This is a genomic window from Candidatus Rhodoblastus alkanivorans (assembly GCF_022760755.1).
In the GTDB taxonomy this organism is placed as follows: Bacteria; Pseudomonadota; Alphaproteobacteria; order Rhizobiales; family Beijerinckiaceae; genus Rhodoblastus; species Rhodoblastus alkanivorans.
The window spans coordinates 4,066,130-4,091,618 of sequence record NZ_JAIVFP010000001.1; the positions used below are offsets into that span (position 1 = coordinate 4,066,130).

29 protein-coding genes are annotated in these 25,489 nt (G+C 64.7%); 17 read left to right on the forward strand and 12 right to left on the reverse strand.

Features of this window, described 5'->3' with window-relative positions:
- Window positions 1-13: 13 nt before the first annotated feature.
- Both K2U94_RS18925 and K2U94_RS18930 read right to left on the reverse strand, forming a co-directional pair.
- Complete coding sequence (locus K2U94_RS18925; protein ID WP_243068700.1) at window positions 14-1,165, reverse strand: GNAT family N-acetyltransferase; 1,152 nt, start codon at window positions 1,163-1,165, stop codon at window positions 14-16.
- Entirely contained in the window at window positions 1,158-1,961 is an 804-nt protein-coding gene (locus K2U94_RS18930) for a glycosyltransferase family 2 protein (protein ID WP_243068701.1), read from the reverse strand. Before K2U94_RS18930 ends, K2U94_RS18925 begins: the two co-directional genes overlap by 8 nt.
- Before the next feature lie 298 nt (window positions 1,962-2,259).
- On the opposite strand from K2U94_RS18930, the gene K2U94_RS18935 reads away from it, so the two are divergent.
- The 5 genes from K2U94_RS18935 to argE all read left to right on the forward strand — a co-directional run bounded on the left by K2U94_RS18935 (window position 2,260) and on the right by argE (window position 5,988).
- Window positions 2,260-2,520 (forward strand): hypothetical protein, encoded by a 261-nt coding sequence (locus tag K2U94_RS18935; protein ID WP_243068702.1) that lies wholly within the window; start codon window positions 2,260-2,262, stop codon window positions 2,518-2,520.
- A gap of 33 nt (window positions 2,521-2,553) precedes the next feature.
- Entirely contained in the window at window positions 2,554-3,744 is a 1,191-nt protein-coding gene (locus tag K2U94_RS18940; RefSeq protein WP_272884884.1) for a DNA cytosine methyltransferase, read from the forward strand.
- Between the two features lie 262 nt (window positions 3,745-4,006).
- The gene (locus K2U94_RS18945; RefSeq protein WP_243068704.1) at window positions 4,007-4,228 is read left to right on the forward strand and encodes a hypothetical protein; all 222 of its coding nucleotides are present in this window, start codon (window positions 4,007-4,009) and stop codon (window positions 4,226-4,228) included.
- Window positions 4,229-4,310: 82 nt separating this feature from the next.
- The gene (apaG, locus tag K2U94_RS18950; RefSeq protein ID WP_243068705.1) at window positions 4,311-4,703 is read left to right on the forward strand and encodes a Co2+/Mg2+ efflux protein ApaG; all 393 of its coding nucleotides are present in this window, start codon (window positions 4,311-4,313) and stop codon (window positions 4,701-4,703) included.
- Between the two features lie 118 nt (window positions 4,704-4,821).
- Window positions 4,822-5,988 (forward strand): acetylornithine deacetylase, encoded by a 1,167-nt coding sequence (gene argE, locus K2U94_RS18955; protein ID WP_243068706.1) that lies wholly within the window; start codon window positions 4,822-4,824, stop codon window positions 5,986-5,988.
- 3 nt (window positions 5,989-5,991) lie between these two features.
- Here argE and pyk read toward each other — a convergent pair whose 3' ends face one another.
- On the reverse strand, window positions 5,992-7,428 hold the full coding sequence (pyk, locus tag K2U94_RS18960) for a pyruvate kinase (protein ID WP_243068707.1): 1,437 nt from the start codon (window positions 7,426-7,428) through the stop codon (window positions 5,992-5,994).
- Window positions 7,429-7,456: 28 nt separating this feature from the next.
- The gene (locus tag K2U94_RS18965) at window positions 7,457-7,885 is read right to left on the reverse strand and encodes a DUF1036 domain-containing protein (RefSeq protein WP_243068708.1); all 429 of its coding nucleotides are present in this window, start codon (window positions 7,883-7,885) and stop codon (window positions 7,457-7,459) included.
- A gap of 132 nt (window positions 7,886-8,017) precedes the next feature.
- Here K2U94_RS18965 and K2U94_RS18970 point away from each other — a divergent pair, with 132 nt between their 5' ends.
- The 4 genes from K2U94_RS18970 to K2U94_RS18985 all read left to right on the forward strand — a co-directional run bounded on the left by K2U94_RS18970 (window position 8,018) and on the right by K2U94_RS18985 (window position 12,163).
- Complete coding sequence (locus K2U94_RS18970; RefSeq protein WP_243068709.1) at window positions 8,018-8,860, forward strand: N-formylglutamate amidohydrolase; 843 nt, start codon at window positions 8,018-8,020, stop codon at window positions 8,858-8,860.
- A 64-nt stretch (window positions 8,861-8,924) separates the two neighbouring features.
- Window positions 8,925-9,167 (forward strand): DUF2312 domain-containing protein, encoded by a 243-nt coding sequence (locus K2U94_RS18975; RefSeq protein ID WP_243068710.1) that lies wholly within the window; start codon window positions 8,925-8,927, stop codon window positions 9,165-9,167.
- 106 nt (window positions 9,168-9,273) lie between these two features.
- Window positions 9,274-10,368 (forward strand): alkene reductase, encoded by a 1,095-nt coding sequence (locus K2U94_RS18980; RefSeq protein ID WP_243068711.1) that lies wholly within the window; start codon window positions 9,274-9,276, stop codon window positions 10,366-10,368.
- Window positions 10,369-10,462: 94 nt separating this feature from the next.
- The gene (locus K2U94_RS18985; protein WP_243068712.1) at window positions 10,463-12,163 is read left to right on the forward strand and encodes an outer membrane beta-barrel protein; all 1,701 of its coding nucleotides are present in this window, start codon (window positions 10,463-10,465) and stop codon (window positions 12,161-12,163) included.
- Between the two features lie 2 nt (window positions 12,164-12,165).
- Here K2U94_RS18985 and K2U94_RS18990 read toward each other — a convergent pair whose 3' ends face one another.
- Window positions 12,166-13,056, reverse strand: coding sequence for a UTP--glucose-1-phosphate uridylyltransferase (locus K2U94_RS18990; protein ID WP_243068713.1), 891 nt, complete (start codon window positions 13,054-13,056; stop codon window positions 12,166-12,168).
- 190 nt (window positions 13,057-13,246) lie between these two features.
- On the opposite strand from K2U94_RS18990, the gene galE reads away from it, so the two are divergent.
- Both galE and K2U94_RS19000 read left to right on the forward strand, forming a co-directional pair.
- A complete protein-coding gene (gene galE / locus K2U94_RS18995) occupies window positions 13,247-14,233 on the forward strand; it encodes a UDP-glucose 4-epimerase GalE (protein ID WP_243068714.1) in 987 nt (328 codons plus the stop codon).
- A gap of 151 nt (window positions 14,234-14,384) precedes the next feature.
- The gene (locus tag K2U94_RS19000; RefSeq protein WP_243068715.1) at window positions 14,385-14,885 is read left to right on the forward strand and encodes a DUF4405 domain-containing protein; all 501 of its coding nucleotides are present in this window, start codon (window positions 14,385-14,387) and stop codon (window positions 14,883-14,885) included.
- A 20-nt stretch (window positions 14,886-14,905) separates the two neighbouring features.
- Here K2U94_RS19000 and cutA read toward each other — a convergent pair whose 3' ends face one another.
- Window positions 14,906-15,235 carry a divalent-cation tolerance protein CutA gene (gene cutA / locus K2U94_RS19005; RefSeq protein WP_243068716.1) on the reverse strand — a complete coding sequence of 110 codons (330 nt, stop codon included), beginning with the start codon at window positions 15,233-15,235 and terminating at the stop codon, window positions 14,906-14,908.
- Complete coding sequence (gene hemH, locus K2U94_RS19010; protein ID WP_243068717.1) at window positions 15,226-16,263, reverse strand: ferrochelatase; 1,038 nt, start codon at window positions 16,261-16,263, stop codon at window positions 15,226-15,228. Before hemH ends, cutA begins: the two co-directional genes overlap by 10 nt.
- 107 nt (window positions 16,264-16,370) lie before the next feature.
- Here hemH and hemN point away from each other — a divergent pair, with 107 nt between their 5' ends.
- The 3 genes from hemN to K2U94_RS19025 all read left to right on the forward strand — a co-directional run bounded on the left by hemN (window position 16,371) and on the right by K2U94_RS19025 (window position 19,571).
- Entirely contained in the window at window positions 16,371-17,723 is a 1,353-nt protein-coding gene (gene hemN, locus K2U94_RS19015; protein ID WP_243068718.1) for an oxygen-independent coproporphyrinogen III oxidase, read from the forward strand.
- A gap of 188 nt (window positions 17,724-17,911) precedes the next feature.
- Entirely contained in the window at window positions 17,912-18,922 is a 1,011-nt protein-coding gene (locus tag K2U94_RS19020) for a ribonuclease Z (RefSeq protein ID WP_243068719.1), read from the forward strand.
- 160 nt (window positions 18,923-19,082) lie between these two features.
- Window positions 19,083-19,571 (forward strand): CDP-archaeol synthase, encoded by a 489-nt coding sequence (locus K2U94_RS19025; protein WP_243068720.1) that lies wholly within the window; start codon window positions 19,083-19,085, stop codon window positions 19,569-19,571.
- A 15-nt stretch (window positions 19,572-19,586) separates the two neighbouring features.
- Here the strand turns inward: K2U94_RS19025 and K2U94_RS19030 are convergent, their stop codons facing one another.
- Entirely contained in the window at window positions 19,587-20,420 is an 834-nt protein-coding gene (locus tag K2U94_RS19030; protein WP_243068721.1) for a metallophosphoesterase, read from the reverse strand.
- Between K2U94_RS19030 and K2U94_RS19035 the strand changes: the two genes are divergently transcribed.
- Window positions 20,406-20,555 (forward strand): hypothetical protein, encoded by a 150-nt coding sequence (locus K2U94_RS19035; protein ID WP_243068722.1) that lies wholly within the window; start codon window positions 20,406-20,408, stop codon window positions 20,553-20,555. The genes K2U94_RS19030 and K2U94_RS19035 overlap by 15 nt on opposite strands.
- Before the next feature lie 172 nt (window positions 20,556-20,727).
- Here the strand turns inward: K2U94_RS19035 and K2U94_RS19040 are convergent, their stop codons facing one another.
- The 4 genes from K2U94_RS19040 to K2U94_RS19055 all read right to left on the reverse strand — a co-directional run bounded on the left by K2U94_RS19040 (window position 20,728) and on the right by K2U94_RS19055 (window position 22,287).
- Complete coding sequence (locus K2U94_RS19040) at window positions 20,728-21,327, reverse strand: tetratricopeptide repeat protein (protein ID WP_243068723.1); 600 nt, start codon at window positions 21,325-21,327, stop codon at window positions 20,728-20,730.
- Window positions 21,328-21,368: 41 nt separating this feature from the next.
- Entirely contained in the window at window positions 21,369-21,800 is a 432-nt protein-coding gene (locus K2U94_RS19045; protein WP_243068724.1) for a DUF1810 domain-containing protein, read from the reverse strand.
- A 64-nt stretch (window positions 21,801-21,864) separates the two neighbouring features.
- Window positions 21,865-21,990, reverse strand: coding sequence for a type B 50S ribosomal protein L36 (ykgO, locus tag K2U94_RS19050; RefSeq protein WP_088521155.1), 126 nt, complete (start codon window positions 21,988-21,990; stop codon window positions 21,865-21,867).
- A gap of 105 nt (window positions 21,991-22,095) precedes the next feature.
- Window positions 22,096-22,287, reverse strand: a complete 192-nt coding sequence (locus K2U94_RS19055; RefSeq protein ID WP_243068725.1) for a hypothetical protein — start codon at window positions 22,285-22,287, stop codon at window positions 22,096-22,098.
- 158 nt (window positions 22,288-22,445) lie between these two features.
- Here K2U94_RS19055 and recF point away from each other — a divergent pair, with 158 nt between their 5' ends.
- On the forward strand, window positions 22,446-23,624 hold the full coding sequence (gene recF, locus K2U94_RS19060; protein ID WP_243068726.1) for a DNA replication/repair protein RecF: 1,179 nt from the start codon (window positions 22,446-22,448) through the stop codon (window positions 23,622-23,624).
- Window positions 23,621-25,447 carry a DNA helicase RecQ gene (gene recQ, locus K2U94_RS19065; protein ID WP_243068727.1) on the forward strand — a complete coding sequence of 609 codons (1,827 nt, stop codon included), beginning with the start codon at window positions 23,621-23,623 and terminating at the stop codon, window positions 25,445-25,447. Before recF ends, recQ begins: the two co-directional genes overlap by 4 nt.
- Window positions 25,448-25,489 lie beyond the last annotated feature (42 nt).

Genomic DNA, 25,489 nt, shown 5'->3' on the forward strand with positions numbered 1-25,489 from the left:
TTCGCGCCGGCGCTCAGGCCCCGGCCGGTTCTCCGATTTCCTGGTCGTCGGGCGATTCTTCGGCTTCCGGCGCCGGCGCGCCGCCGCGCAGCTTGCGCATGGCGGCAAGCGCCAGGCGCCCGCGCCAGTTCGGGCTGACCGAATAAAAGCCTTCCGAGGCGATCATTTCCGGACGGAAACGGGTCTTGGAGCGATCGACGCCCGAGGACAGATTGACCAAAGCGACGCCATTCTCATGCGCCCATTGCAGCGTTTCGGCCATCAACGTCGTCATGATGCTATAGGCGCCGTAATCCGGGTCGTAGCCCGAGAAATAGAGATAAAGCTCGTCGCCGAAGGCGAAGCCGAGACGCGCCGCGACAATCTTTCCGCCGACCTGGATTTCGAAAATGCGCAAATCGCCGGCGCGCGCCATTTGCGCGCAATAATCGTCGAGGAAGGCGCGCTCCCGCTCGCCGCCGAACACATTGGGGTGGCGGACGACGTCGGCCATGGCGGCGCGCCGCCCGTGGAGTTCATAGAAGGCCTTCAGACCCTCCTGCGCCTCGTCCGGCGCGGTCGCGACGCGGAACTCGATCGTGATCCCCGCGGCCTTGAGATCGTTGCGACTCTTGCGCAAATGTTTTCTGGTTTTTTTCGGCAAGCCGGCGTGAAAGGCGTCCCAGCTCTCGCGCATGATCAGGCAGGAATCGATGTCCTCCAGCGTCGCCTGACGCTCGCCCTGCTCCAGAACGCAGGCGCCGGGCGCGAGTCCGCGCCACTGGACGAGATCGTGGCCTTTTCGCTTGCGCAGATGAGCAGCGAGCGCCCGTCCGACCTCCGGCAGATGTTCGCGCTGGCATAAGGGCCCGCGCAATTGGGTGACATAGGCGTCGGCGCCGAAGAACTGCATCTCGCGCACCAGCGCCGGGCCATAGCCTGGACGGCTGGTCAGCATCATCGGCGCGACGCCGACGAGCGCGCCCGTTTCGTCGCGCAGGGCGAAGACCCGCATGTCGTGACGGCAGGCGAGCGAACGGCGCCCGCCGAAATGGCGCTGCCACGCCATCTGCCACAAAGGCGATTTCGACGGCGTGCGCGGCGAGGATTTGTCGAACAAAGCCTGCCATTCCGGCGCCAGGGCCTGAAGCCCGTCAAAAGTTTCGATCACATCGATTTCAAGCATGGAGCCGATCCAGAATCTTGGCGAAGGTTTTCAGGGCGTAGAAATCGACCGCGCCATGTTCGCGCCGGTAGCGGGAATGGATGGCGCGATAGGAGGAATCGATCAAAGGCTGGCGGTCCGGCAGGCGCATCAGCGACGGGCCGATGCGGTAATGGATCGACGTGCGGTCGAGGAGGTAAGCGCCGGAATGGCGGATGGCGCGGGCGAAAAAGTCCACGTCCTCGGCGAGCGAGGGCTCGGGATCGAAGCCGCCGATCGCCTCGACGCAGGATTTGCGCACCATGCCGGCGCTGCAGATGAGCAGGGTGCGCTGGAAGAACATGGCGGCGGAAAAGCCGAGCTTCGGCCCGAGCCTCGAACAGCGGCGGGCGCGGCGGAAGGCGGCCTCGAAGAAATCGCGCTCGGAGCTGACGTCGATGTCGCCGAAGGGCTCGACCTTGCCGAAGACCACGCCAATGTCCGGGCGGCTGGCGAAAACCTCCAGCGCCTCGGCGTAATAACCCTCGGGCGCGAGGTCGTCGTCGTCGAGGAAATGGATGATGCCGGCGCGGGCGTGAGGCAAGCCGAAATTGCGCACCAACGCCGGCCGCCCGCCCGAGGGCGCCGGCGAGCGCAGATAGGTCAGGCCGCACCCGGCGTAGCGCCGCGCGACCGGTTCGGCGCCGCCGTCCGGGCAGTCGTCGATGACGATGATTTCGCAGGCGGCGCCCGTTTGCGCCAGCACGCTTTCGATCGCCGCCGCCAAAGGTTCCGGGCGGCGGAAAGTCGGAATGATGACGGATATTTCCGGCTTCATGAGCCTCTCTCACGCAATGCGCCGATATTGCGCAGGTAATTACAAGTTTTATAAAACAACTCTCATCTCAATCCAACGAGTCCTCATTGACTGATAGGCGCCTTTTTAAGCAGTTTTTAGACTTATCCATCTCACAGTGAATTTTAAGCGTTAATTATTTTAACGATTTTTGCTTAATTGGCCGCAACGACGCGCGAACAGGCGGCGCGATAAAAACCCGCCGCCCATTTTTCGCTTGCCTTCACCTATAGAACAAAATAAGAACACATGAGGCGAAACATTCTCCCCGGAGGCGCCCATGGCGCGAAGCTTGTCCCTTGCCCTGCACCCCGGCGGCGCGCGGCCGCTGCCCGCCGATTGGCGCGCCCTGCTCGACCTGCTGCCGGAAAATTTGCGCGAGCTTTACGAGGAGCGCGCCGCGCTGATCGAATATGATGGCGGCGAAAAGCGGGCGACCGCGGAGCGCCGCGCCTTCGAATGCGTAATGGCCGAGACCGACGCCGCTTTCTGGGGATGGAGGAGCGCAGGCGCTGGCGGAAAACACGCCGCTGTGACCTGATGCGAAAATGATTCGTTCCGGCCTTTCCGCGCGATGCCCCGACCGCTGACCTTTTACGAATTCTTCGCCGGAGGCGGCATGGCGCGCCTGGGCCTCGGCGGGGAATGGACCTGCCTGTTCGCCAATGACATAGACGCGGACAAGGCCGCCGCCTATCGCGCCAACTGGGGCGACGCGGAATTCGTCGAGGGCGACCTCGCCACGATCGCCGCGCGCGAAATCCCCGGCCGGGCCGATCTCGCCTGGGCCTCCTTTCCCTGCCAGGACCTTTCGCTCGCCGGCGGCGGCAAGGGCATGGGCGCGGCCGGCGACGCGGTGAAGACCCGCAGCGGCGCGTTCTGGCTGTTCCACGAAAAAATGCGCGCCCTGCGCGCGGAAGGCCGCGCCCCGCGCGCCGTCGTGCTGGAAAATGTCGTCGGCGTGCTGACCTCCCATGGCATGCGCGACTTTTGCGCCGTCGTCGCGGCCCTGGACGAACTCGGCTACAGGACCGGCGCGCTCACGCTCGACGCGCGCTGGTTCACCCCCCAGTCGCGGCCGCGCGTGTTCTTCGTCGCCGTGCAAAAGTCCCCATTGGCCGCGCCGGCCCGCGCCGGCGCGGGGCTCGTCGCGCACGAGGCCCAGCCTTTGTGGACCTCCGCCTCCCTGCGCGCGGCGCGCGCCGCCCTGCCCGCCGAACTGGCGGCCAACTGGCAATGGTGGCGGCTGCCGGAACCGGCGCGCCGCAATGCGGAACTCGCCGAGCTTCTCGAAGATTCGCCCGCCGACGCCCCCTGGCGCCCTCCCGCCGCGACCGAGCGCCTGCTGGCGCTGATGGCGCCGGCGCACCGGCAAAAGATCGCCGCGATCCAGGCCAGCGGCGCGCGCCGCGTCGGCGCCGTTTTCCGGCGCACCCGGACCGACGAGAACGGCCTCAAGCGGCAAAGAGCCGAGGTCAGGTTCGACGGCCTCGCCGGCTGCCTTCGCACCCCGCGCGGCGGCAGTTCGCGCCAGACCATCATGGAGGTCCATCGGGAAACGATCCGCACCCGCCTGCTGTCGCCGCGCGAGGCGGCGCGGTTGATGGGCCTGCCGGATTCCTACAGGCTGCCGCCAAGCGCCGGCGCGGCTTACGAATTATGCGGCGACGGCCTCTGCGCGCCGGTCGTCCGCCATCTCGCCGAACATCTGCTGCAGCCGCTTCTGCGCGACAGCGCGCCTCAGGGACTTGCCGCAGCGGAATAGCTTTTCGCGAATGCGAAGCTATTTTGCGGCGTTGCAGCCTTCTCTTGGCGATGCAGCAAAACAAAACCGATGGAAGTAGGTATTATTACGTAAACGCCGCGCCCCATTTCGGCCCGATTAATGTTCAGTCAATTTGTGACTGAGGTAAAAGCATGAAATGTCTCGGTAGCAACATTTTTCTACCCATCACATAATCTAAACGTCATATTTTTTTGTTAGAGCGCACCTGTCGCGACACGAGGCCGCGCGCAAAGAGGCCGGCATGCCCCTGTATCATTTCCAGATGATCGACCCGACGGGCGCCCGCCACGACATCAAGTCGTTGCAGCTCGCCGACATTGGCGCCGTCTGGCGCGAGATCGACGCCGTCGTCGCCGAACAGGCGCACGGCGGGCAGATTCGCGTCACCAACGAGACTGGCGGCATCGTGGTGCTGGTCGGCGTCTCCACCGCCCGCAGCCTTCGGGCCCGCCGCGCCGCCTGAAAGGCGGACGGCGGCGCCTCCCGTGGCGCCGCGGCGAAAATTTCGCTCGACGCCGCGGCGCGGGCAAGGCAAATTCCCCCGCATGTACCGCGCCACAACTTTCGACATTCAAATCACCGCGACCCCGATTTTCGCCCCCGAACGCAGCGACGCGGGAATCGGCCGCTATTTCTGGACCTACACGATCGAGATCGCCAATCAGGGCGACATCCAGGTGCAATTGCTCGAACGATTCTGGCGAATCACCGACGCCAATGGCCGGGTCGAGACCGTGAACGGCCCCGGCGTCGTCGGCGAAACGCCGATCATCGAACCGGGCGAGAGTTTCAGCTATACGTCGGGCTGCAGCCTCAATACCGCGTCCGGGCTGATGTCAGGGAGCTATCGCATGGTTGACGCCAATGGCCGCACCTTCGACGCGGAGATTCCCCCCTTTTCCCTCGACAGCCCGATGGAGCGGCGCATCCTGAACTGATCGGGCCCGTCCCTGCACGGCTCGCGCGAACTGGCGCGCATAATGCTTCGTGCATAATCCTTGGCGCATAATCCTTGGCGCGCATAATGCCTGGATGGAGAGGCGAGGACAGCCCTGCATGACCCACGACCCCGCCCTGGACCGCGCCATCGCCCTGCTCGACCGGCTGGTGTCCTTCGACACCGAATCCTCGCGCAGCAATCTCGGCCTCATCAATTTCGTCGAGGATTACCTGCTCGCTCTTGGCGCGAGCGTCATCCGCGTTCCCAACGCCCCGGGCGACAAGGCCGCGCTGTTTGCGACCTTCGGCCCGGCGACCGATGGCGGCGTCGTGCTCTCCGGCCATACCGACGTCGTGCCGGTCGCCGGACAGAAATGGACTTCGCCGCCCTTCGTCCTGCGCCGCGACGGCGACCGCCTCTACGGCCGGGGGACCTGCGACATGAAGGGCTTCGACGCCATCTGCCTCGCCATGGCGCCGGAATTCATGGCCGCGCCGTTGAAAAAGCCGATCCACATCATGCTCAGCTATGACGAGGAAACCACCTGCGCCGGCTGCCTCGACGCGATTCGCCGCTTCGGCCACGACCTGCCGCGCCCAGCGCTCGCCCTGATCGGCGAGCCGACGCTGATGCAGGTCGCCGACGCCCATAAGAGCGTCGCGACCTATCGCACCAGCGTCACCGGCCACGAGGCTCATTCGTCGAAGCCCTGGCTCGGCGTCAGCGCCGTCCATATCGCCTGCGAACTGGTCATGGCGCTGGAGCGCATCGGGCGCGAGCTTGAATCCGAACGCGACCCGCTCGGCCGGTTCGACCCGGCTTATTCGACCGTCCATGTCGGCGTCATCCAGGGCGGCACGGCGCGCAACATCATGGCGCGGCAATGCGATTTCTACTGGGAATTCCGCGGCCTGCCGCAGACGCCGCAGAACCGCGCTCTTGAGAAATTCGAGGCCTTTTGCGCGGCGCTCGCCGCCGAAAGGTTCGGGAATTTTCCCGCCGCGAAGATCGAAACCTTCGTCGAGACCGAGGCGCCCGGCCTGTGCGCCGACCCGGACTCCGCCGCCGCGACGCTTGCGATGAAGCTCGCCCAGGCCAATCACACCATCGCCGTGCCCTACGCCACCGAAGCCGGCCAGTTCCAGGCCAGCGGGCTCCCGGCGGTGATCTGCGGGCCCGGCAGCATCGACCAGGCCCATCAGCCCGATGAATTCATCGACATCGGCCAGCTCGCCGAAGGACTGGCCTTCCTGCGCCGCCTGGCCGGCCAGATGTCGAACTGAATTTCACTCCGCGCGCTTGCCGTCGTCGGCGATGAAGGCGAGGCGCAGCATATTGGTCGCGCCGGGCGTCCCGAACGGCACGCCGGCGATGATCAGGATGCGGTCGCCGGGCCCCGCCAGCCCCTGGCGCACCGCGAATTTGCAGGCGCGATCGGCCATGTCATCCACGTCATTGGCGTCCTTGGTGACCACCGCGGCCACGCCCCAGACGGGGGTGAGCCGGCGCGCGGTGTCGCGATTGGGGGTCAGCGCCAGAATCGGCGCGAACGGCCGCTCGCGCGCAACGCGTAGCGCCGTGGCGCCGGAGGAGGTCCAGGCCACGATCGCCTTGAGATCGAGCGTTTCTGCCATGTCGCGCGCAGCGACCGCCACCGCGTCGGCGCCGGTGCGCTCGGGAGCCGCGCGCTGGGCCGCGATGATCGAGCGATAGACCGCGTCTTCCTCGACCTCTTCGGCGATGCGGTTCATCATGGTCACCGCCTCGAAGGGATATTTGCCCGAGGCGCTTTCCGCCGACAGCATGATCGCGTCGCCGCCTTCGAACACCGCGGTCGCCACGTCGGAAACCTCGGCGCGGGTCGGCGCCGGAGCGGAAATCATGCTTTCCAGCATCTGGGTCGCCACCACCACCGGACGGCCGAGCCGGCGGCCGTCGCGGGTGATGCGTTTCTGCAGGCCCGGCACTTTTTCAAGCGGCATTTCGACGCCGAGATCGCCACGCGCGACCATCAGCGCGTCGGCGACCGTCATGATCTCGTCGAGCCGCGATATGGCCTGGGGCTTCTCGATCTTCGCCAGCACCAGGGCGCGGTTTCCAGCGATGCGCTTCACCTCCATCACGTCGGCGGCGCGCTGCACGAAGGAGAGCGCGACCCAATCCACGCCGGTCTCGACCGCCGCCTCGAGATCGACGCGGTCCTTGGCGGTGAGCGCGGCGACCGCGATTTCGGTGTCGGGCAGGCTCACGCCCTTGCGGTTGGAGATGCGGCCGCCGACATCGACCTTGGCCACCGCGCGGTCGGCGTCGGCCTCCACGATATGCAGGCGCAATTTGCCGTCGTCGATCAGGAGCTGATGACCGGGCGCAAGCGCCAGAAGGATTTCGGGATGTGGCAGGCAGACACGGGTGGCGTCGCCCGGCGTCGGGTCGGAATCGAAGGTGAAAAGCTGGCCGGCCTGCAGATCGGCGCCGCCGCCGGCGAAAGCGCCGACGCGCAGCTTGGGGCCCTGGAGATCGACCAGAACGCCGATCGGCCGGCCGACGCGCTCCTCCACCGCCCGGATCATGGCGACGGTTTCGCGCATGGCTTCGGGATTGGCGTGGCTCATATTGATGCGAAAGACGTCCGCGCCGGCGCGCCAGAGCTTTTCGATCGAGGCCTCGTCATTGGAGGCCGGCCCGAGCGTGGCCAGGATTTTACAGCGGCGGCGCCTGATCATATTTTCTCCCCTTTGGCTGATCGCGCGATCAATGTGGCGGACCGGGATCGGTCAGTTGCACCGTCCAGTTCCGCGCGTCCTTGCCGGTGTCCACCTCGAAAAAGCCGGACCGGTCATAACCGCGCACAAAGCAATTGTCGCGGCCCTCAATGCGGAATTCGCGGTCGCGGGTGCACATGAAGGCCTTGCCCTTCCATTCGCCGCCGCGCTCGTCCATCGCATAGACGTAATAATATTGGGCGGCGAGCGGGCCGCGCAGCAGGGTTTCGCAATGGCTGATTTTGATGTTCCACCAGCCTTCGCTCACCCAGCCCGTTCCGTTGGTATAGGCCAGGGCCACGCTGACGCGGGCGCTGGAATTGTTGCACAGACGAAAATCGGCGCGCGCCGGCGCTCCTGGCGCCACGACCAGGGCGAGCACGGCGGCGATCCCGATATGCCTGTTCGTCCCTGCCATGTCCGCGTTCCCTTTCTAGGTCTAAAGTGGTGATTGACTCTTGATCTCCACGGCCAGGGCAAAGGTCTTTTAGCGATATTGCCCGACCGCGTCGATGCGATTTACATTAGAATCGCCTCACAAGATGGAATTTTGTCGCTCACCTTGAAAATCCCTCACAACGATTCGTCCCCCGGCGCCGAACCGGCCTTCCGTCCCTTCGACCTCATCGCAGGCGCGGCGGACCAGCGCCTGATCCTGTTCTGCGACCATGCGAGCAACGCCCTGCCGCCGGCCTATGGCGACCTCGGCCTTTGTCGCGAGGCGCTCGGCCGCCACATCGCCTTCGACATAGGCGCGGAAAAAGTCGTCCGCCGCCTCGCCGCCCTCACCGGCGCGGCGGCGGCGCTCGCCTTGTTCTCCCGCCTGCTGATCGATCCCAACCGCGGCGAGGACGACCCGACCCTGGTCATGCGCATCTCCGACGGCGCGCTGATCCCGGGCAATGCGCGCATTGGCGAAGAGGAAATCGCGCGCCGGGTCGAAACCTATTGGCGGCCCTATCGCGCCGCCTGCGCCGGGCTGATCGATTCGGCGCTCGCCCGCGGCCAGATTCCGGTTCTCATCGGCATCCATTCCTTCACCCCCTGTTTCCAAGGCTGCGCGCGGCGCTGGCAGGCCGGGGTGCTGTGGGACAAGGACCCCCGCCTCGCTTTGCCCCTGATCGAGGGCCTGCGCGCGGAAAATATCGTCGTGGGAGATAACGAACCCTATGACGGCGCGCTTCTCGGCGACAGCATGTACGAACATTCGACCCGGCGCGGCCTGCCCGGCGCCTTGATAGAGATTCGCCAGGATCTGCTGGAAACGCCGGCGCACTGCGAAGCCTGGGCGGAGCGCCTCGCCCGCGTCGTGGCCCCGATCCTTTCCCGCGCCGAGACGCGTGGAATAGAATTCTTCGGCTCGCGGGCCGATCCGAAAATCTCCTCGGCTTGACGCTTGGCTTCCGCTGGTTCAATTCAGGGCCCCGTGAATTTCCCGAACATCATGCAGGAACGATATGGGCGCGAACACGCTGGACGGCGGCCATCTGAAAAGCTTCATCGAGCGCATCGAGCGGCTCGAAGAGGAAAAGAAGGCGATCGCCGACGACATCAAGGACGTTTACGCCGAGGCCAAGGGCAATGGCTATGACGTGAAGATCATGCGCAAGATCGTCTCGATCCGCAAACAGGACGCCAGCAAAAGGCAAGAGGAGGAGGAAATCCTCGACCTCTATATGTCGGCGCTCGGAGAGGGATGATTTCATTTTTGCACGCATGGCCTTGCCGCGACGAAGCGGCGCGGGACATTGTGGCGGGCCGGTCGGAGGCCTAAATCCAGCTCATCCCACGATCTGGAGAACCGGCATGCACGCCCAAGCCGAACCGAAATTGTTTCAGCCCAGCGAACTGAGCGACCTGCGCCTCGCCAATCGCATCGTCATGGCGCCGCTGACCCGCGCCCGGGCGACGCCGGGAACGGACGCGCCCAACGACCTCATGGTCGAATATTACCGCCAGCGCGCCGGCGCCGGCCTCATCGTCACCGAGGCGTCGCAGATTTCCCAGCAGGGCCAAGGCTATATCCACACGCCGGGCATTTACACGCAAGAACAGGCGCGCGGCTGGCGCCGTATAACCGACGCCGTCCACGAGGCCGGCGGCAAGATCGTCATCCAGCTCTGGCATGTCGGCCGGATTTCCCATTTTTCGTTGCAGCCGGGCGGCGGCGCGCCCGTCGCGCCCTCCGCGCTCAAAGCGAAATCGCGAATCTTCATCGCCGAAGGCTTCACCGAGCCGTCGGAGCCGCGCGCGTTGGAGACCGAGGAAATCCCCGGAATCGTCGCCGATTACGCCCATGCCGCCGGGCTTGCCCGCGAGGCCGGCTTCGACGGCGTCGAAATCCACGCCGCCAACGGCTATCTGCTCGACCAGTTCCAGAAGGATGGGACCAATCATCGCGCCGACGCCTATGGCGGCGCGATCGAGAACCGTTGCCGGCTGACGCTGGAAGTCGTGGACGCCATCGCCAAGGTTCTTCCCTCCAACCGCATCGGCATCAGGCTTTCCCCGGCGAGCCCGGCCAATGACATCAGCGACAGCAATCCGCAGGCGCTTTTCGACTATCTCGTCCGCGAACTCGACGCCCGCAAGCTCGCCTATATCCATGTGATCGAGGGCGCGACCCAGGGCGCGCGCGACCATGCGCCCTTCGATTACGCCGCCCTGCGCAAGGCGTTCCACGGCGCCTATATCGCCAATAATTCCTATGACCGGGAACTGGCGATCCAGGCGATCGAAACCGGGGCGGCCGACATGATCGCCTTCGGCCGGCACTTCATCGCCAATCCCGACCTGGTCGAGCGCCTGCGCCGCGGCGCGCCGCTGAACCCGCCGGACGTCAACACCTTTTATGGCGGCGGCTCCGAGGGTTATACGGACTATCCGACGCTTGCCGCCTGAACGGCGGTGCGCCTTGGTAAGGCTCCATTAACTATAAAACCCTAACGCTGGAGCGAGACGCGGCGCCTGTTGCGCCGCGTCGCGAGGCCAGCCCTTGTCAGTCGAAAAGCGTCGCGAGCCCGATTGTTCTTGCGCGCGATCGCCTCGCGATCGTGCGGCTTTCCGCGCCCTCGCGCCGGCGGCTTTCGTTCTCGCGCTCGTCGTCCCGACCCTGGCGCAGACCATTGATCTGCGGCCCTCCGGCGACGACCTCCAAGATTCGACCCCGCCGGTGAGGCCGGGCGCGGGCGCGCCTTTGCCGCCGGCGGCCTCAACGCCGATGACCACGACGCCTTTGCCCGGCGCCTATTATCCCGAACCGTCCGCGTCCTCCACGCCGTCCGGCATGTCCCCCGAGGCGGCGGCGGCCAATTACGGCAAGCCCCGCCCGTTCAGGCCGGGGCCGAAAAAGAAGAAAAAGTCCTACGCCCATCCGCTGCCGGCTTTGGCCCCCTATCCGACCTCCGCCGAAGCCCGCCGCTCGAACCGGCTCGGCCTGCGCGCCGACGGCGTCGATCCGGCCCTGCTGGCCCCGGCGCCGACGACGGCCATGCCGGCGCCGATCCCGCCGCATCGCAAGCCCAAACTCGATCCCGACCCCTTCGCCCCGATCGGCTTCGACGCCGGGCCCTTGCGCGCCCATGCCTATTCCGAGACCGATCTCGGCTATAATTCCAATCCGAACCAGGCCTCGGCGGGAACGTCCTATTTGCGCGGATCGAGCTTCGTGCGCGAGGAAGTCGGCCTTTCCGCCGTTTCCGACTGGTCGAACCATTCCTTCACCGGCGAAATGCGGCTCGGCTATGACGATTATTTCAACGCGCCGAGCGCCAACGCCCCGGACGGCTCGGGCAATTTCCTCGCCCGCATCGACGTGGCGCGGGACACCAAGATCAATATCGACGGCAATTATTTGCTCTCGACCCAGTACCAGACTTCGCCCAATCTCTATAACAACGGCGCCTCGACCCAATTGTCGTCGCGGCCGCTGATCGCCACCTATGGCGGCGGCGTGGGGGTGAGTCAGGTTTTCAACCGCACCGAACTGACGTTACGCGGCTCGTTCGAACGCAATTACTGGGCCGACGCCCATTTCGCCGACGGCTCGACCCAATATCTCTCGCGCGATTCCTACAATGATTACGGCGCGACCCTCAAGGCGAGCTATGCGCTGACGCCGGACGTCAAACCCTTCATCTCGGGCGGCGTGGACCAGCGTATCCACGACACGACGTTCGGCAGCACCGGCTTTGACCGCAATTCGGTCGGCGCGACGATCAATGTCGGCTCGACCTTCGACATCACCCGCTTGCTCATCGGCTCGGCCTCCATCGGCTATGAGGACCGCAATTATCAGGACCCGCGCCTTGCCAATCTGCGCGGCCCGATCTTTGACATTTCGCTGATCTGGACACCGACGCCGCTGACCACGGTGACCTTGCGCGCGCTCACCACCATGGACGAGACCACGGTCTACGGCGCCTCCGGCGTGATCGCCCGCGGGCCCACGATCGAGATCGCCCACGCCTTGCGCCGCGACCTCACCCTGACCGCGACCGGCGGCGTGCAATATGACACCTATCCGGGCAATTCCCTGACCCAGACCTATTATACGGCCGGAATCAAGGCGGAATATCATCTCACGCGGAGCATCGTGCTCAAGGGCGCCTATATGTTCCAGAGCATGACGTCGAACCAGGCGGGGACCGACTATACCGCCAATATCCTGACGGTTGGCCTGCGGCTGCAGCAATAGGGCTACAGACTTCCCACGATCCTCTTCAATTCGGCGCGGAAACCTGGCTCGATGTCCGGCCGCGCCAGCGCGAAGGCGACATTGGCGGCGAGAAAGCCGATTTTCGAACCGGTGTCATAAGTCTTGCCGTCGAAATCGCGGGCGAAGAATTTTTGCATCTTGGCCAGTTCGAGCATCGAATCGGTCAACTGGATCTCGCCGCCGGCGCCCTTCTGCCCCTGGCCGAGCAGGTCAAAGATTTCCGGCTGCAGAATATAGCGCCCGGAAATGATATAATTAGACGGCGACGTTCCCTTCGGCGGCTTTTCCACCATGCTGTCGATCTCGAAGGACGGGCCATAGTCCTTCCCCTTGGCGACCACGCCATATTTGTGCGTTTCGTCCATCGGGACCTGTTCGACGGCGATGACATTGGCGCCAAACTGGGCATAGGTGTCCATGCATTGCTGCAGGCAGCGCTTGCCGTCCGCGCCCGGCAAAGTGATCATGTCGGGAAGGAGCACGGCGAAGGGCTCGTCGTCGATGACTTCGCGCGCGCACCAGATGGCGTGGCCAAGACCAAGCGGCTCCTGCTGGCGGGTGAAGCTCGTCGCCCCCGCGGCCGGAAGAGCGGCGCGCAGATCTTCCAGCTCCTTCATCTTGCCCCGGCGCCGCAAAGTCTCTTCCAGCTCATAGGCGACGTCGAAATGATCCTCGATCACCGCCTTGTTGCGGCCGGTGACGAAAATGAAATGTTCGATGCCGGCCTCGCGCGCCTCTTCGACACAATGCTGCAAGACCGGGCGATCGACCACCGTCAGCATTTCCTTGGGCACGGTCTTGGTGGCCGGAAGCACGCGGGTGCCGAGACCCGCAACCGGAAAGACAGCCTTGCGAACAGGTTTCTTGGACATGAAAGATTCGCTCTTTTGTTCCATGGTAGGAGTTTTGCGACAGGCCGGCGCCTTTTAGCACCTGCGGAATCCTTGCGCCAAGAGAAGTTAAAATTCGCTCTTTCGACTTTCGCCGCTTCGCCTGAGTGATTTTGTGGTTTACAAACCCGCCGCGCCGAAGCGCGCAGCGATCGAAAGCGGCAGAGCAAGAATGACTGTTCTCGTGACTGGCGGGGCCGGCTATATCGGCTCCCACATGGCCTATGAACTGACCGACGCCCGCGAGGACGTGGTCGTGCTCGACAATCTCTCGACCGGACGGCGCGCCTCCGTCCCGCAGGAGGCCGAGCTGATCGTCGGCGATTTTGGCGATGAGGCCCTTGTCAGGAATCTGATCAAAAGCCGGAACATCGATTCCATCATTCATTTCGCCGCGAAGATCGTGGTGCCGGAATCGGTTTCGGACCCGCTCGGCTATTACCGGAACAACACCGCTTCCGCCCGCGGCCTCCTCGCCAATGCGGTTGAGGGCGGGGTCAAAAATTTCATTTTTTCGTCCACCGCCGCCGTCTATGGCGAGCCGGAGAAAAATCCTGTCACCGAGGACGAGAGCCTCAAACCCGTCTCGCCCTATGGCCGCTCCAAGCTCATGGTCGAATGGATGCTGGAGGATGTCGCCCGCGCCCATGACCTGCGCTATGTGGCTTTGCGCTATTTCAATGTCGCCGGCGCCGACCCAAAAGGCCGCACCGGCCAGTCCACGCCCAACGCCACCCATCTGATCAAGGTCGCGGTGCAGGCCGCTTTGGGCTATCGCCCCGGCATCGAAGTGTTCGGCACGGATTATCCGACTCCCGACGGCTCCTGCCTGCGCGACTATATCCAGGTCACCGATCTCGTTCGCGCCCATATGGACGCCTTGCGCCATCTGCGCGGCGGGGGCGAAAGTCTTGCCTGCAATTGCGGCTACAAGCGCGGCTATTCGGTGCTGGAAGTGGTCGAGACGGTCAAAAAAGTCTCCGGCGTCGATTTCCCGGTCAAAATCTCCGGCCGTCGCCCCGGCGACCCGGCGGCGATCGTCGCCGCCAACGAGCGCGCGCGGGAGAAGCTGGGCTGGACGCCGATCCACGACAATCTGGAAGAGATCGTGCGCCAGGCCTTGGCCTGGGAGAAGAAGCTGATTGCGGAGAATAACTGAAGAATTGGAGGCTTGAGACCGGCTCAAGGCGGCGGCCGGCGGCGCGAAAACGGCGACGCGGCGGGAAACTCGGCGGCTGGAGCTGAGCGGTTCATACCCGGTACACGTCAGGCGGGCGACAAGGCCTTTTTTTTTGCCTGGAGTGTTCTTCATGAAAATCTCGCGCGAATGGGCCACGCCCATCACCATTGGCGCCTTCAGCCTCATGGCCGTCACCGGCCTGCTGATGTTCTTCCACCTCGACAGCGGTCTCAACAAGTTCGCTCATGAATGGCTCGGCTGGGTGTTCGTCGCCGGCGTCAGCTTCCATGCCGCCGTCAATTGGGCGGCGTTCAAGCGCCATTTCGTCTCAAGCAAAGTCGGCCGCGCGATTGTGGCCGCTTTCGCCATTGCCCTGCTCGCTTCCTTTGTCCCGCTTGGCGGCAGGGGCGCGGCGCCGCCGGTTCTGGCCATGAACGCCATCGCCAAAGCGCCGCTCTCCGCGATCGCGCCGCTGACCGGCCGCCCGGTCGAGGCGCTTGTCTCCGAACTGAAAAATGCGGGCATCGATATTTCCGGCCCCGACACCACGATAGCCAGCGCCACTGGCCGGAGCCGCGAGGCGCAGGGCAAGGCCATCGCCGTTCTGTTTGGCGGCGGCGCGCGCGATTGAGGCAGCGCGAGGCGCTCCTGCTATTCCCCCCGCTCGGTCGCCTGCCGCGCCCAATCGAGATAGGCGGCGTCGCCGGTCAAAATCGGCAAGGCGATGATTTCCGGCGTCTCGTAAGAATGCAACTCGCGGATCGCGGCGGCGACCGCGGCAAAATCGGCCGTCCGCGCCTTGGCCGAGATCAGAAATTCCTTTTCGCTCGCGGGCGCGCCCTTCCAGACATAGACGCTCGTCACGGGCGCGATCTGGACGCAGGCGGCGAGCTTCTGCTCGATCAAGGCTTCGGCGATGTCATGGGCGCGAAGCTCGTCGTCGATCGTGGTTTGCACCATGCAGAAAGCGCTCAGATCCATCCCGCAGCCTCCGTCCGCACAACATCGGCGATGACGTCCATGCCGCCGATGCTATCGTTCAGACATGGCAGAAGCGCGAAATCCTCGCCGCCGGCGCCAAGAAAGGCGTGACGGTTCTCGACGCCAAGCTCCTCCAGCGTTTCGAGACAATCGGCGAAAAAGCCGGGCGCGATCACGGCGATCTTTTTCACGCCCTTTCCCGGCAGTTCCTTCATGGTTTCGATCGTATAGGGCTTGAGCCATTCCTTGGGGCCAAAGCGCGACTGGAAGGTCATGATCATTTTCTCGCCAAGGCCGGTCGCCTCGCCGAGAAGCCGCGTGGTCTTGGCGCAATGGCAATAATAGGGATCGCCCTTGTCGAAATAATCCTGCGGGATCCCGTGCCAGGACACGACGATTTTGTCCGGCGCGAAAGCGAGCCCGGCGAGGCCTGAGCGCAGCGAATCGGCCAAGGCCTCGATATAGGCCGGTCGGTCGTAAAAGGGCGCGGCGATCCGCAAGGCCGGCTGCCAACGCAGGCGTTTGAGCGCGTCGAAGGCGCAATCGGCGACCGTGGCGCTGGTCGCCGCGCAATATTGCGGATAGAGCGGGACCACCAGCAGCCGGTCGCAGCCCTGCGCCTGAAGCGCTTCAATCCGCGACGCCATGGACGGCGCGCCATAGCGCATGGCCCAATCGACGACGATTCTTTCGCCGCCCGGCCCGAATTCGCCCGAGGCGATTTTTTGCTCGAGCTTTTCGGCCTGCGACCTGGTGACGGTTTTCAGCGGCCCCTCGTCGCGCGCCTTGTTCCAGATCGCCGCGTAATCCTTGCCTTTTCGCGCCGGTCGCGTGGTGAGAATCACCATATGGAGCAAGGGCAGCCACAGCGCGCGCGGGGTCTCGATCACCCGCCGGTCGGAGAGGAATTCAGCGAGATAGCGGCGCATCGGCCAATAGCTCGTACCCTCCGGCGTGCCGAGATTGACGAGAAGGACTCCGATCTTGCCGTGAGCGACGGGGGGATGGGCGGTCGGCGCAGCAGACATCGAAACCTCGAAAGATTGTGCGGCTCGCATAGCATCGGGCGACGCGACGCCCGATGAATTTGATCCGCGTCAAAGAGTCGTTTCCTTATACGTGCGAGAAGGCAAGGATGAGCGCCCTTCCGTCACATCTCGTTCTGGCCGAAAAAGCGGTTCCCCGCTACACCAGCTATCCGACCGCGCCGCATTTTTCCGACGCCGTCGGGCCGGACCAATATGCCGCCTGGCTCGCCGATCTGCCGGCGGAAACGCGCCTGTCGCTCTATCTTCACGTGCCTTTTTGCCGCGAGCTGTGCACTTATTGCGGCTGCCACACCCGCGCGACCCGGCGCGACGAACCGCTCCACGCCTATGCCGCGACGCTGGCGCGCGAGATCGACATGGTCGCCACGGCCTCGCCGGCGCGAAAAGTCATCCACGCCCATTGGGGCGGCGGCACCCCGGGCCTGCTCGGCGGCGAGAAGCTGCGCGCGCTCACCGAAACCCTGCGCGGCCATTTCGATTTCGCGCCCGAGGCCGAGATCTCGATCGAACTCGACCCGCGCCATGTCGACGGCCCGCTCGCCGAGCCTTTGTTCGCCGCCGGCTTCAACCGCGTCAGCCTCGGCGTGCAGGACTTCAACCCGCATGTGCAACAGGCGATCGGCCGCATCCAGCCCTTCGATGTCGTCGAGCGCGCGGTGAACGTCCTGCGGGCGGCGGGATTTCGCGCCATCAATCTCGACCTGATGTATGGCCTGCCGTTCCAGACCGAGGCGGATGTCGTCCACACCGCCGAACGCGCGGCCTCGCTCCGCCCCAGCCGGTTGGCCTTGTTCGGCTACGCCCATGCGCCCTGGTTCGCCAAGCGGCAGAAGCTGATCGACGCCGCCGCCCTGCCCGGCGCGGCGGAACGCCTGCGCCAGGCGGCGACGGCCCGGCGCGTCCTGAGCGAACAGGGCTATGTCGCGATCGGCCTCGACCATTTCGCCTTGCCGGACGACCCCATGGCCGTCGCCCAGCGCGCGGGAAAATTGCGGCGCAATTTCCAGGGCTATACGGTCGATCAGGCCGACGCGCTCCTGCCCTTCGGCGCCTCCTCCATCGGCCGCCTCCCCCAAGGCTATGTCCAGAACGCGGCGGATGTCGGAACCTGGCGCCGGGCAATCGAATCGGAGCGTTTCGCCACGGTCAAGGGCGTTGGCTTCACCCGCGACGATCTCGCCCGCGCGGCGGTGATCGAGCGCCTGATGTGCGATTTCTCGGTCGATTACGGTGCGATCGCGGAAAGATTTTTGGGCGACGCCGCCGCGCTCGACGCGGCGCAAGAGGAATTGGCGCAACTGACCGGGGAGGGCGTTGCGACCCAGGAGGGGCGCCGCGTCTCGATCACCGAGGCCGGCCGCCCCTTCATGCGCCTCGTCGCCTCGGCCTTCGACGCCTATTTGGCCGCCCGCGCCGCACGCCATAGCGTGGCGGTCTGAGGCGGTTGGCGCTTCGCAAAATTAAGACGTCCAGCTCCCGGCGCTGGGAAAAGGCGCTTGCCCTAAGCGATCCATCGGTGTGACGTAGACGAAGCGCCCGCAGATCGACGTCCGCTGATCGTGATCGAAGCAGCGAGGGGCGGTAAGAGCGTTTCCTTTAACGGGTCTGCCTGACCTTTCCGAAAACGATGCCGCCCCATTTCGATCCCACGCTGGTCAACGATGCTTTCGGCGACGCCGGGCTTTACGTCGATCTCGTTTTCCAGAAACGGGCGATTCTTTTCGACCTTGGCGACCGCGCCAATGTCTCGGCGCGCAAGCTGCTTCGGGTCAGCGACATTTTCGTCACCCACCGCCATATGGATCATTTCGCGGGCTTTGACTCGCTGCTGCGCCTTCTCATTGGCCGGGAGAAAATGCTCAGCATATTCGGCCCGCCGGGAATGATCGACGCCATCGAGCACAAATTGCGGGCCTATACGTGGAATCTCGTCGAAGGCTACGACGGAAATCTGGTCATCCGGGCGGTGGACGTCGATGCGGACGGCCGGATGTCCGCCGCCTTGTTTGCGGGCCGGTCGCGTTTTGCCCGCGCCGATCGCGCCTGTGCGCAATATGAGGATGGCCTGTTGTTGCAGGAGCCGGACTTTCAGATGCGCGCGGCCACTTTGGACCATGGCGTGCCCGTGCTCGCCTTCGCCCTGGAAGAGAGAATGGAAATCAATATCCTGCGCGACAGAGTCGAGCGAATGGGGCTCGCCGTCGGGCCGTGGCTGCGCCGCTTCAAGGAGGCGATCCTTCGTGAGGCCCCTGACAATGATCTGATCGACGTGATCTTTCAATCCGAAACCGCCGGCCAGGTGTCGAAGCTGCCGCTAGGCGCGCTCAGGCGGGAAATCATGAAATCCGGCCCGGGCCGCAAGATCGCCTATGTCGTTGACTGCGCCTTCACGCCGGAAAATCAGGAAAAGATCATCGACCTCGCGCGGAACGCCGACCTGTTTTTCATCGAGGCGACCTTCCTTGACGCGGATGCGAGCGTAGCCGCGGCCCGCCGTCATCTCACGGCGCGGCAGGCTGGCTGGCTGGCGCGGAAATCGAACGCGAAACGCCTTGTCACCCTGCACTATTCCCCCCGTTACAAGGGACGAGGCGATCTGCTCGCGGACGAGGCGCAGCACGCCTTCCTGGGGCATTGAAGCGCCCTTCCCTCCGCCAAGCACGGATACGCCCCGCGCCTACCGGCGTTTCAATATCAACTCTGATGGGCAAAGAGTTGCAAACAAGCGCGACAGCGCTGAAAATCCCTCCCAACGAAAGATTTTCGTTCCCTCGCGTAACGACCCAGGCGGCACAGCCTTGAACCCCGATTCGATCCTGCGCGCCCTTGTCCTCCTGGCGGTCGCCAATAGCGCGCCGGTGATCGCAGCCAGGCTCATGGGCGGCGTCGCCGCCTGGCCGCTCGACTTCAATCAGGCTTTTCCCGACGCACGGCCGATCTTGGGGCCGGCGAAAACGATCCGCGGAATCGTCGCCTCAGTCGGCGCGACGGCTGGCGCGGCGCCGCTGCTCGGCCTCGACTGGCGCTCGGGCGCCTTGATCGCCGCGGCCTCGATGGCGGGCGATATTTTTTCGAGCTTCGTGAAGCGCCGTCTCCGCCTGCCGGCAAGCAGCAAGGCGACCGGACTCGATCAAATCCCCGAAGCCCTGTTCGGCGCGCTGGCGGCGCAATTGGCGCTGCCGCTCACGCTTTTCGACGTCCTATTGACGATTCTGGCGTTTTTCCTGGGGCAAATCGTCTTTTCGCGCCTGTTTTACAAAATCGGCCTGCGCAAAGAGCCTTATTGAAGAGACGCCTTCGCCTCAGCCCGACCTGACAAGCCGATGCAAGGTGATCTCCGGCGGGCAGTTGAAACGAACGGGAACGATGCAGGCGCCGCATCCCGCCGAAGTATAGCCGGCCATTTCGCCGTAGCGCCATGCGCCGCGCCCCATGCGCCGCGGCAGACGCGCTTCGAGCGTAAGGGGGAAGCCGCCGGGCAGACAGATTTGCCCGCCATGGGTATGTCCCGAAAGCATCAGATCGAAACCGGCATGAGCGGCCTGGCGATAGATTTCGGGCGTATGCGACAGCAGGATCGAAAAGGCGTCGTCCGGAACGACGCCCGCCGCCTTTTCGAGATTGTCGACGCGAAAGAAATGGGCGTCGTCGACGCCGACGAGAAAGATCGAAGCATCGCCCCGTTCGACGACGACATGCTCGTTGAGAAGCATGCGGACGCCCATTCGTTCCAAATCCGGCGCCATCCGAATGGTGTCGTGATTGCCGAGAACGCCATAGACGTCGCCGCGCATCGCCTCGATCAATTCCCGCATGGCCTGCAGACACGGCAGATAGGGCCCGAATGTCTGGCCGCGATAGTCGCCGGTCAGGACGCATGAATCGTATTTGGCCTCTGCAATGAGCGCGCGCGTGCGCTTCATGGCCTCGACGCTCATATCCGCGTGCAAATCCGACAGATGAAGAATGGTGAAGCCGTCGAAGGCTTCGGGTATCCGGGCCGAAACGATCCTGTTCTCGCGCAGTTCGACCCTGGCCGCATTTTCCCGGCCGCGCCAGAAGGCGCCCGAAAGCCGGAGCAGCGCCTCGATCGCGACCGCGGAGCCGGGAACATTCTCGAAATGGAAAAAGGTCAATCCCTGACCGAAAACCTGGGCTTCGTGGTCGCGTTCTATGCCCAGGCGCTGGCGCGCATGAAACCGGCCAAGACGACCCTCCAGGACCCGAGCGACCTCATCGGGAGCCAGGAAATCCTGCATCATTTCAGGTGAAACTGCGTCAGGATTCAAGGGGAACAGGCTCCCTCGCCGCTGAGGGCGCATTCGCCCATGGCGAAAGGCATTACCACGTTACACGGCGCCGCCGCGACACAAAAGAAGCCGGATTCGAGAGGCGCGAACGCCCCGGATTCGTCGATCGGCCCCAATCGTCAGATTCTCGTCGTCAGATTCTTTGGCCCTCGACCTGGCGCTGCAATTGGTCCGTCTCGCGGCGCAGGGATTCGTTCTGGGGGTCGAAGCCGCGCGCCCGGCGTAGCAGCTCCAGCGCCGGCTGGTCGTGGCCGGCGGCGCGCATCAGATTGGCGAGGTCGGTCATGACCAGGAAATTGCGCGGATCGACATTCAGGGCGCGATCGAGGTCGAGCATGGCGCCCTCGCTGTCGCCCTGAAGCAAAGAGGATTGCGCCCGCCGGCGCCAAGCGAGCGTCCAGTCGGGATAAAGCAGGACGATGCGGTCGAGCAGGGCTTCCGCCGCCGGTCCCTTGTCCGCCTTGAGCAGGACTTCCGCCCGCGCCATCAGCAGATTGGCGGTGGGCGAGGTCGAATGCGCCCATATCTTTTCGATGATCGCGCGGATCGACGCGGCGGCCTCCGGGTCCGGCGCCTCGCGCAATCGCGCCAACAGATCGTCGAGCGCCCTGGCGCGTATCTGCGCCGGGTCGACCTGCGCGGGTTTGGGCGGCGGCTTCAGCCCTTGGGCGCCGGACGGCGCCGCCGACAGGATCGCGATCAGAAGAGAGGTGAAGAGGAGACGCGCCGACATAGGGCGATTAAAGCCTTTTTTCGCGCCGCCGCCAATCGTTCTCAAAGGCCAAGTTTTTGGAGCGTGAGCGGATCGCGGGCGCCGGCGCAATATTTGTCGAGCGCCTGCGCGAAACGCTTTTCGTCCGGCGCCGCGCGCTCGAACAGGGTCATCGAGGAGCGGAATTTTTTGTCGTCGGGATCGCCGAAAATTTCGAACAGGCTGCGGCTCTCGATGCGGTTGACCAGATCCACGCATTCCCGCAATCGCGGACCCAGCACGGGATGCGCGAGAAAGCTTCGGGCCTCGTCGAGCGAGGAAAGGGCGTAGAATTGCGCCGTCGGACTGAAGCCCAATCCCTCGATCTGGGGAAAAACGAACCAGATCCAATGGCTGCGCTTTCGTCCGGCGCGCAATTCGGCGCGCACGCGCTCGAACATGCCGTCCTGCGCGGCGACGAAACGCTGGAGGTTGAAGGGATCGTCCTGGCCCATCCTGAAAAGCAAAACCCCGACAAAGCGCCGGGGTTGCACAATTCGGGCTTGGCGCGCCGGAAATTCAGCCCTGGCGGGCCTTGTAGCGCTTCTGCGTCTTGTTGATGATATAGACGCGGCCCTTGCGACGGACCAGCTGGTTGTCGCGATGGCGCGTGCGCAGGGATTTGAGCGAGTTGCGGACTTTCATTTTCGACCCCGGAAACATTTGGCCGGGGTTCTCCCTCAGCCGGAAATCGGAACCGGTCCTATGCCAAATTTGCGCGCCGCAATCAAGTCCCGACCACCATTTTACTCAGCCGCCGCCGGGATCTGACTCGATGCCGACTCCGACCTGCGCCGGGAACATGCCGGCGCCAGGGCAGGCGTCGTAATTCGTCAGTTCCGGACGGTCATGCGGACCAGCCGGCGGCATTGGGTCCAAGGAACGATCGGTCTTGACCTTGTCGGAAACCGGAACCTTGCTTTTTTCACGAAGGAGAGTCATCGAAGCCTCCTGCTTTGCAGGCTATAGGCTCGGTCGCGGCACTTCGGCGCGCCGCCTCTGTTCAGCCATTCTTTATTAACCACATTTTGACCACAAATGCACCGTGGTCAATTGTCGCGGCTCTGGCCCCGCCGCGCCGCGGACGGTAAAAGCGGGGCATGACTTTTCCCGCCGGCGATTCCCCATTTCGCGCGCTGCGCATCAGGCGCGTCGTCCTCGCCGACTTCCGCTCCTATGCCGCGCTCGACCTGCGGCTTTCCGCCAATATAGCGGCGCTTGCCGGCGAGAATGGCGCGGGCAAGACCAATCTGCTGGAGGCGATTTCTCTGTTCACGCCGGGGCGGGGCCTGAGGCGCGCCGAGCTTGCCGACCTCGCCCGCGAAGGCGGCGGGGGCGGCTTCGCCGTATCGCTGGAGCTGACCGGCGAGGCCGGCGGCCCGCTCCAGCTCGGGACCGGCGCGGAAATGGCGCCGGAAGGCGCCCAGAAAAAATACCGCATCGACCGCGAGCCCGTTTCCTCCTCCCGCGCCTTCGCCGACCATGTTCGCATCGTCTGGCTGACGCCCGCCATGGACGGCCTCTTCGCCGGACCCGCCGGGGAGCGGCGCCGCTTTCTCGACCGCCTCGTTCTCGCCGTGGACAGCGAGCATGGCGCGCGGGTCGGCGCTTTGGAGCGGGCACTGCGCAACCGCAACAAATTGCTGGAAGAGCGGCGCGGCGAAAAAATCTGGCTCGACGCCGCCGAGCGCGAAATCGCGGAATTGGGCATAGCCGTCGCCGCCGCCCGGCGCGAGACGGTGGAGCGGCTCGCGGCGCTGATCGCGGCCGGACGCGACGCCGAATCGCCCTTCCCCTGGGCGGATATTGCGCTCGAAGGCGAAATCGACCGCCTGACCGCCGAGCGCCCCGCTTTGGAGGCGGAGGAAATGTTCCGGGTGCTGCTGCGCGACAACCGGGCGCGGGACGCCGCCGCCGGACGGTCCCTGATCGGGCCGCAGGCCTCGGACCTCATCGTGCGCCACGGACCCAAGCAATGCGATGCCCGCCGCGCCTCGACCGGAGAGCAGAAGGCCTTGCTGGTCGGCTTGGTGCTGGCGCATGCGCAACTGGTCGCGGCGATGAGCGGCATTGCGCCGCTGGTCCTGCTCGACGAGATCGCCGCCCATTTCGATCCGCGTCGCCGCCGCGCCTTGTTCGATGCGCTCGCTGCGCTTGGCGGCCAGATCTGGATGACCGGAGCGGATGCGAGTCTGTTTGACGATTTGATTGGCCGCGCCGATATTTTCACAGTGTGCAATGGCTCGCTTTCCCCTCTTTCCCGCGCGGAGGCGCCATGAGCGATTTGGCCGCGGCAAAACAGATTTTGAAAAAAGTCTTCGGTTTCGCCGATTTCCGGCCAGGCCAGGAAGAGATCGTCGGCGCGATCCTGTCGGGCGCGCCGGTTCTGGCGGTGATGCCGACCGGCTCGGGCAAAAGCCTGTGCTATCAATTGCCGGCCCTGCTCGGCGACGGGCTCACCCTTGTCGTTTCGCCGCTGATCGCCTTGATGCGCGATCAGGTCGGCCAGATGTGCGCGCTCGGGGTTCCCGCCGCCACTTTGAACTCGCAGACCAGCGAGGAAGAGGCGGCGAAAATCTGGCGCGACATCCGCGCCGGCGCGCTGAAACTGCTTTATGTCTCGCCGGAACGGCTCGCCCTCGACGGCCTGACCGAGGCCCTTTCGCACGCGAGAGTGAGCCGGGTCGCCGTGGACGAGGCCCATTGCATTTGCGAATGGGGCCATGATTTCCGGCCGGAATACCGGCTGATCCGCGAGAGCGTGGAAAAGATCGGCGCGGTCCAGGCGATCGCTTTTACCGCGACCGCGGATTCCGCGATGCGCGCCGAAATCGCCGAGCGGCTGTTTGCAAGCCCGCCGAAAGTCTTCGTCCATTCCTTCGACCGGCCCAATATTGCGCTGAAATTCGCCGCCAAGGACCAGCCGCGCAAGCAATTGCTGCGTTTTCTGAGCGCCCGCCGGGGTCAAAGCGGCATCGTCTATTGCGCCTCGCGCGCCGGGACCGAGCGTCTCGCCGAATTTTTCGCCGGACAGTCGTTTGAAACAATTGTCTATCACGCCGGACTCGACCAGGCGCGGCGCAACGCCAATCAGGACCGTTTTCTGCGCGAGGACGGGGTTATCGCCTTCGCAACGATAGCCTTCGGCATGGGGGTCAACAAGCCGGACGTGCGCTTCGTCGCCCATGCCGACATGCCGTCGAGCATCGAAAGCTATTATCAGGAGATCGGCCGCGCCGGGCGCGACGGCCTGCCCGCCGAGACCTTGACGCTTTACGGGCTTGAGGACATGGCCCTGCGCCGCCGCCAGATCGACGAGAAGGACCTCGGCGACGAGCGCCGCCGCTTCGAGCACCAGCGCCTTTCGGCGCTCGGGGCTTTGTGCGAAGCCGCCGCCTGCCGCCGGCAAATCCTGCTTGGCCACTTCAACGAACAGGCGCCGCCCTGCGGCGCCTGCGACTTCTGCCGCGGCGAAATCCTTGTCCGCGACGGCGCGATCGAGGCGCAGAAGGCCCTTTCCGCCGTCTACCGCACCGGCCAGCGCTTCGGCCTCAATTATCTGTCCGACCTGCTGACCGGCGCCGACAATGAGGCGTTGCGCCGCAACGGCCATGATGCGCTTAAAACTTTTGGCGTCGGCGCCGACCGGACCAAGCAGGACTGGGCTTCGACCTTCCGCCAACTCTTCGCCGCCGGCGCCCTGCGCACGGCAAGCGCGGAACATGGCGGCTTCGCCCTGACCGAAAAGGGCGAGGCCATTTTGCGCGGGCGCGAGGGTTTCATGTTGCGCGACGACCCGCCGCGCGAAAAGGCGCCGCGCCAGACATCAAAGACGGCCCGCGACGCGGCGGCCGCCGGCGCCAGAGAAACGACGCCTGGCGAGAACCAAATATTCGAAGCCTTGCGCAAATTGCGGCGCGAGATCGCCCGTGACGAGGGCGTCGCCGCCTATCTGGTCTTCGCCGACCGCACCCTGCTCGAAATGGCCGAACGGCGCCCGGCGACGCTCGATGCATTGCGCGGAATCTACGGCGTCGGCGAGCGCAAGATCGCGCTCTATGGCGAGCCTTTTCTGGAGGCGATCGCGCAGGCTTCCGATTGAAGCTCGCGCGCCGTCCTTATGAAAGGCTTCGCCGCGCTCGCA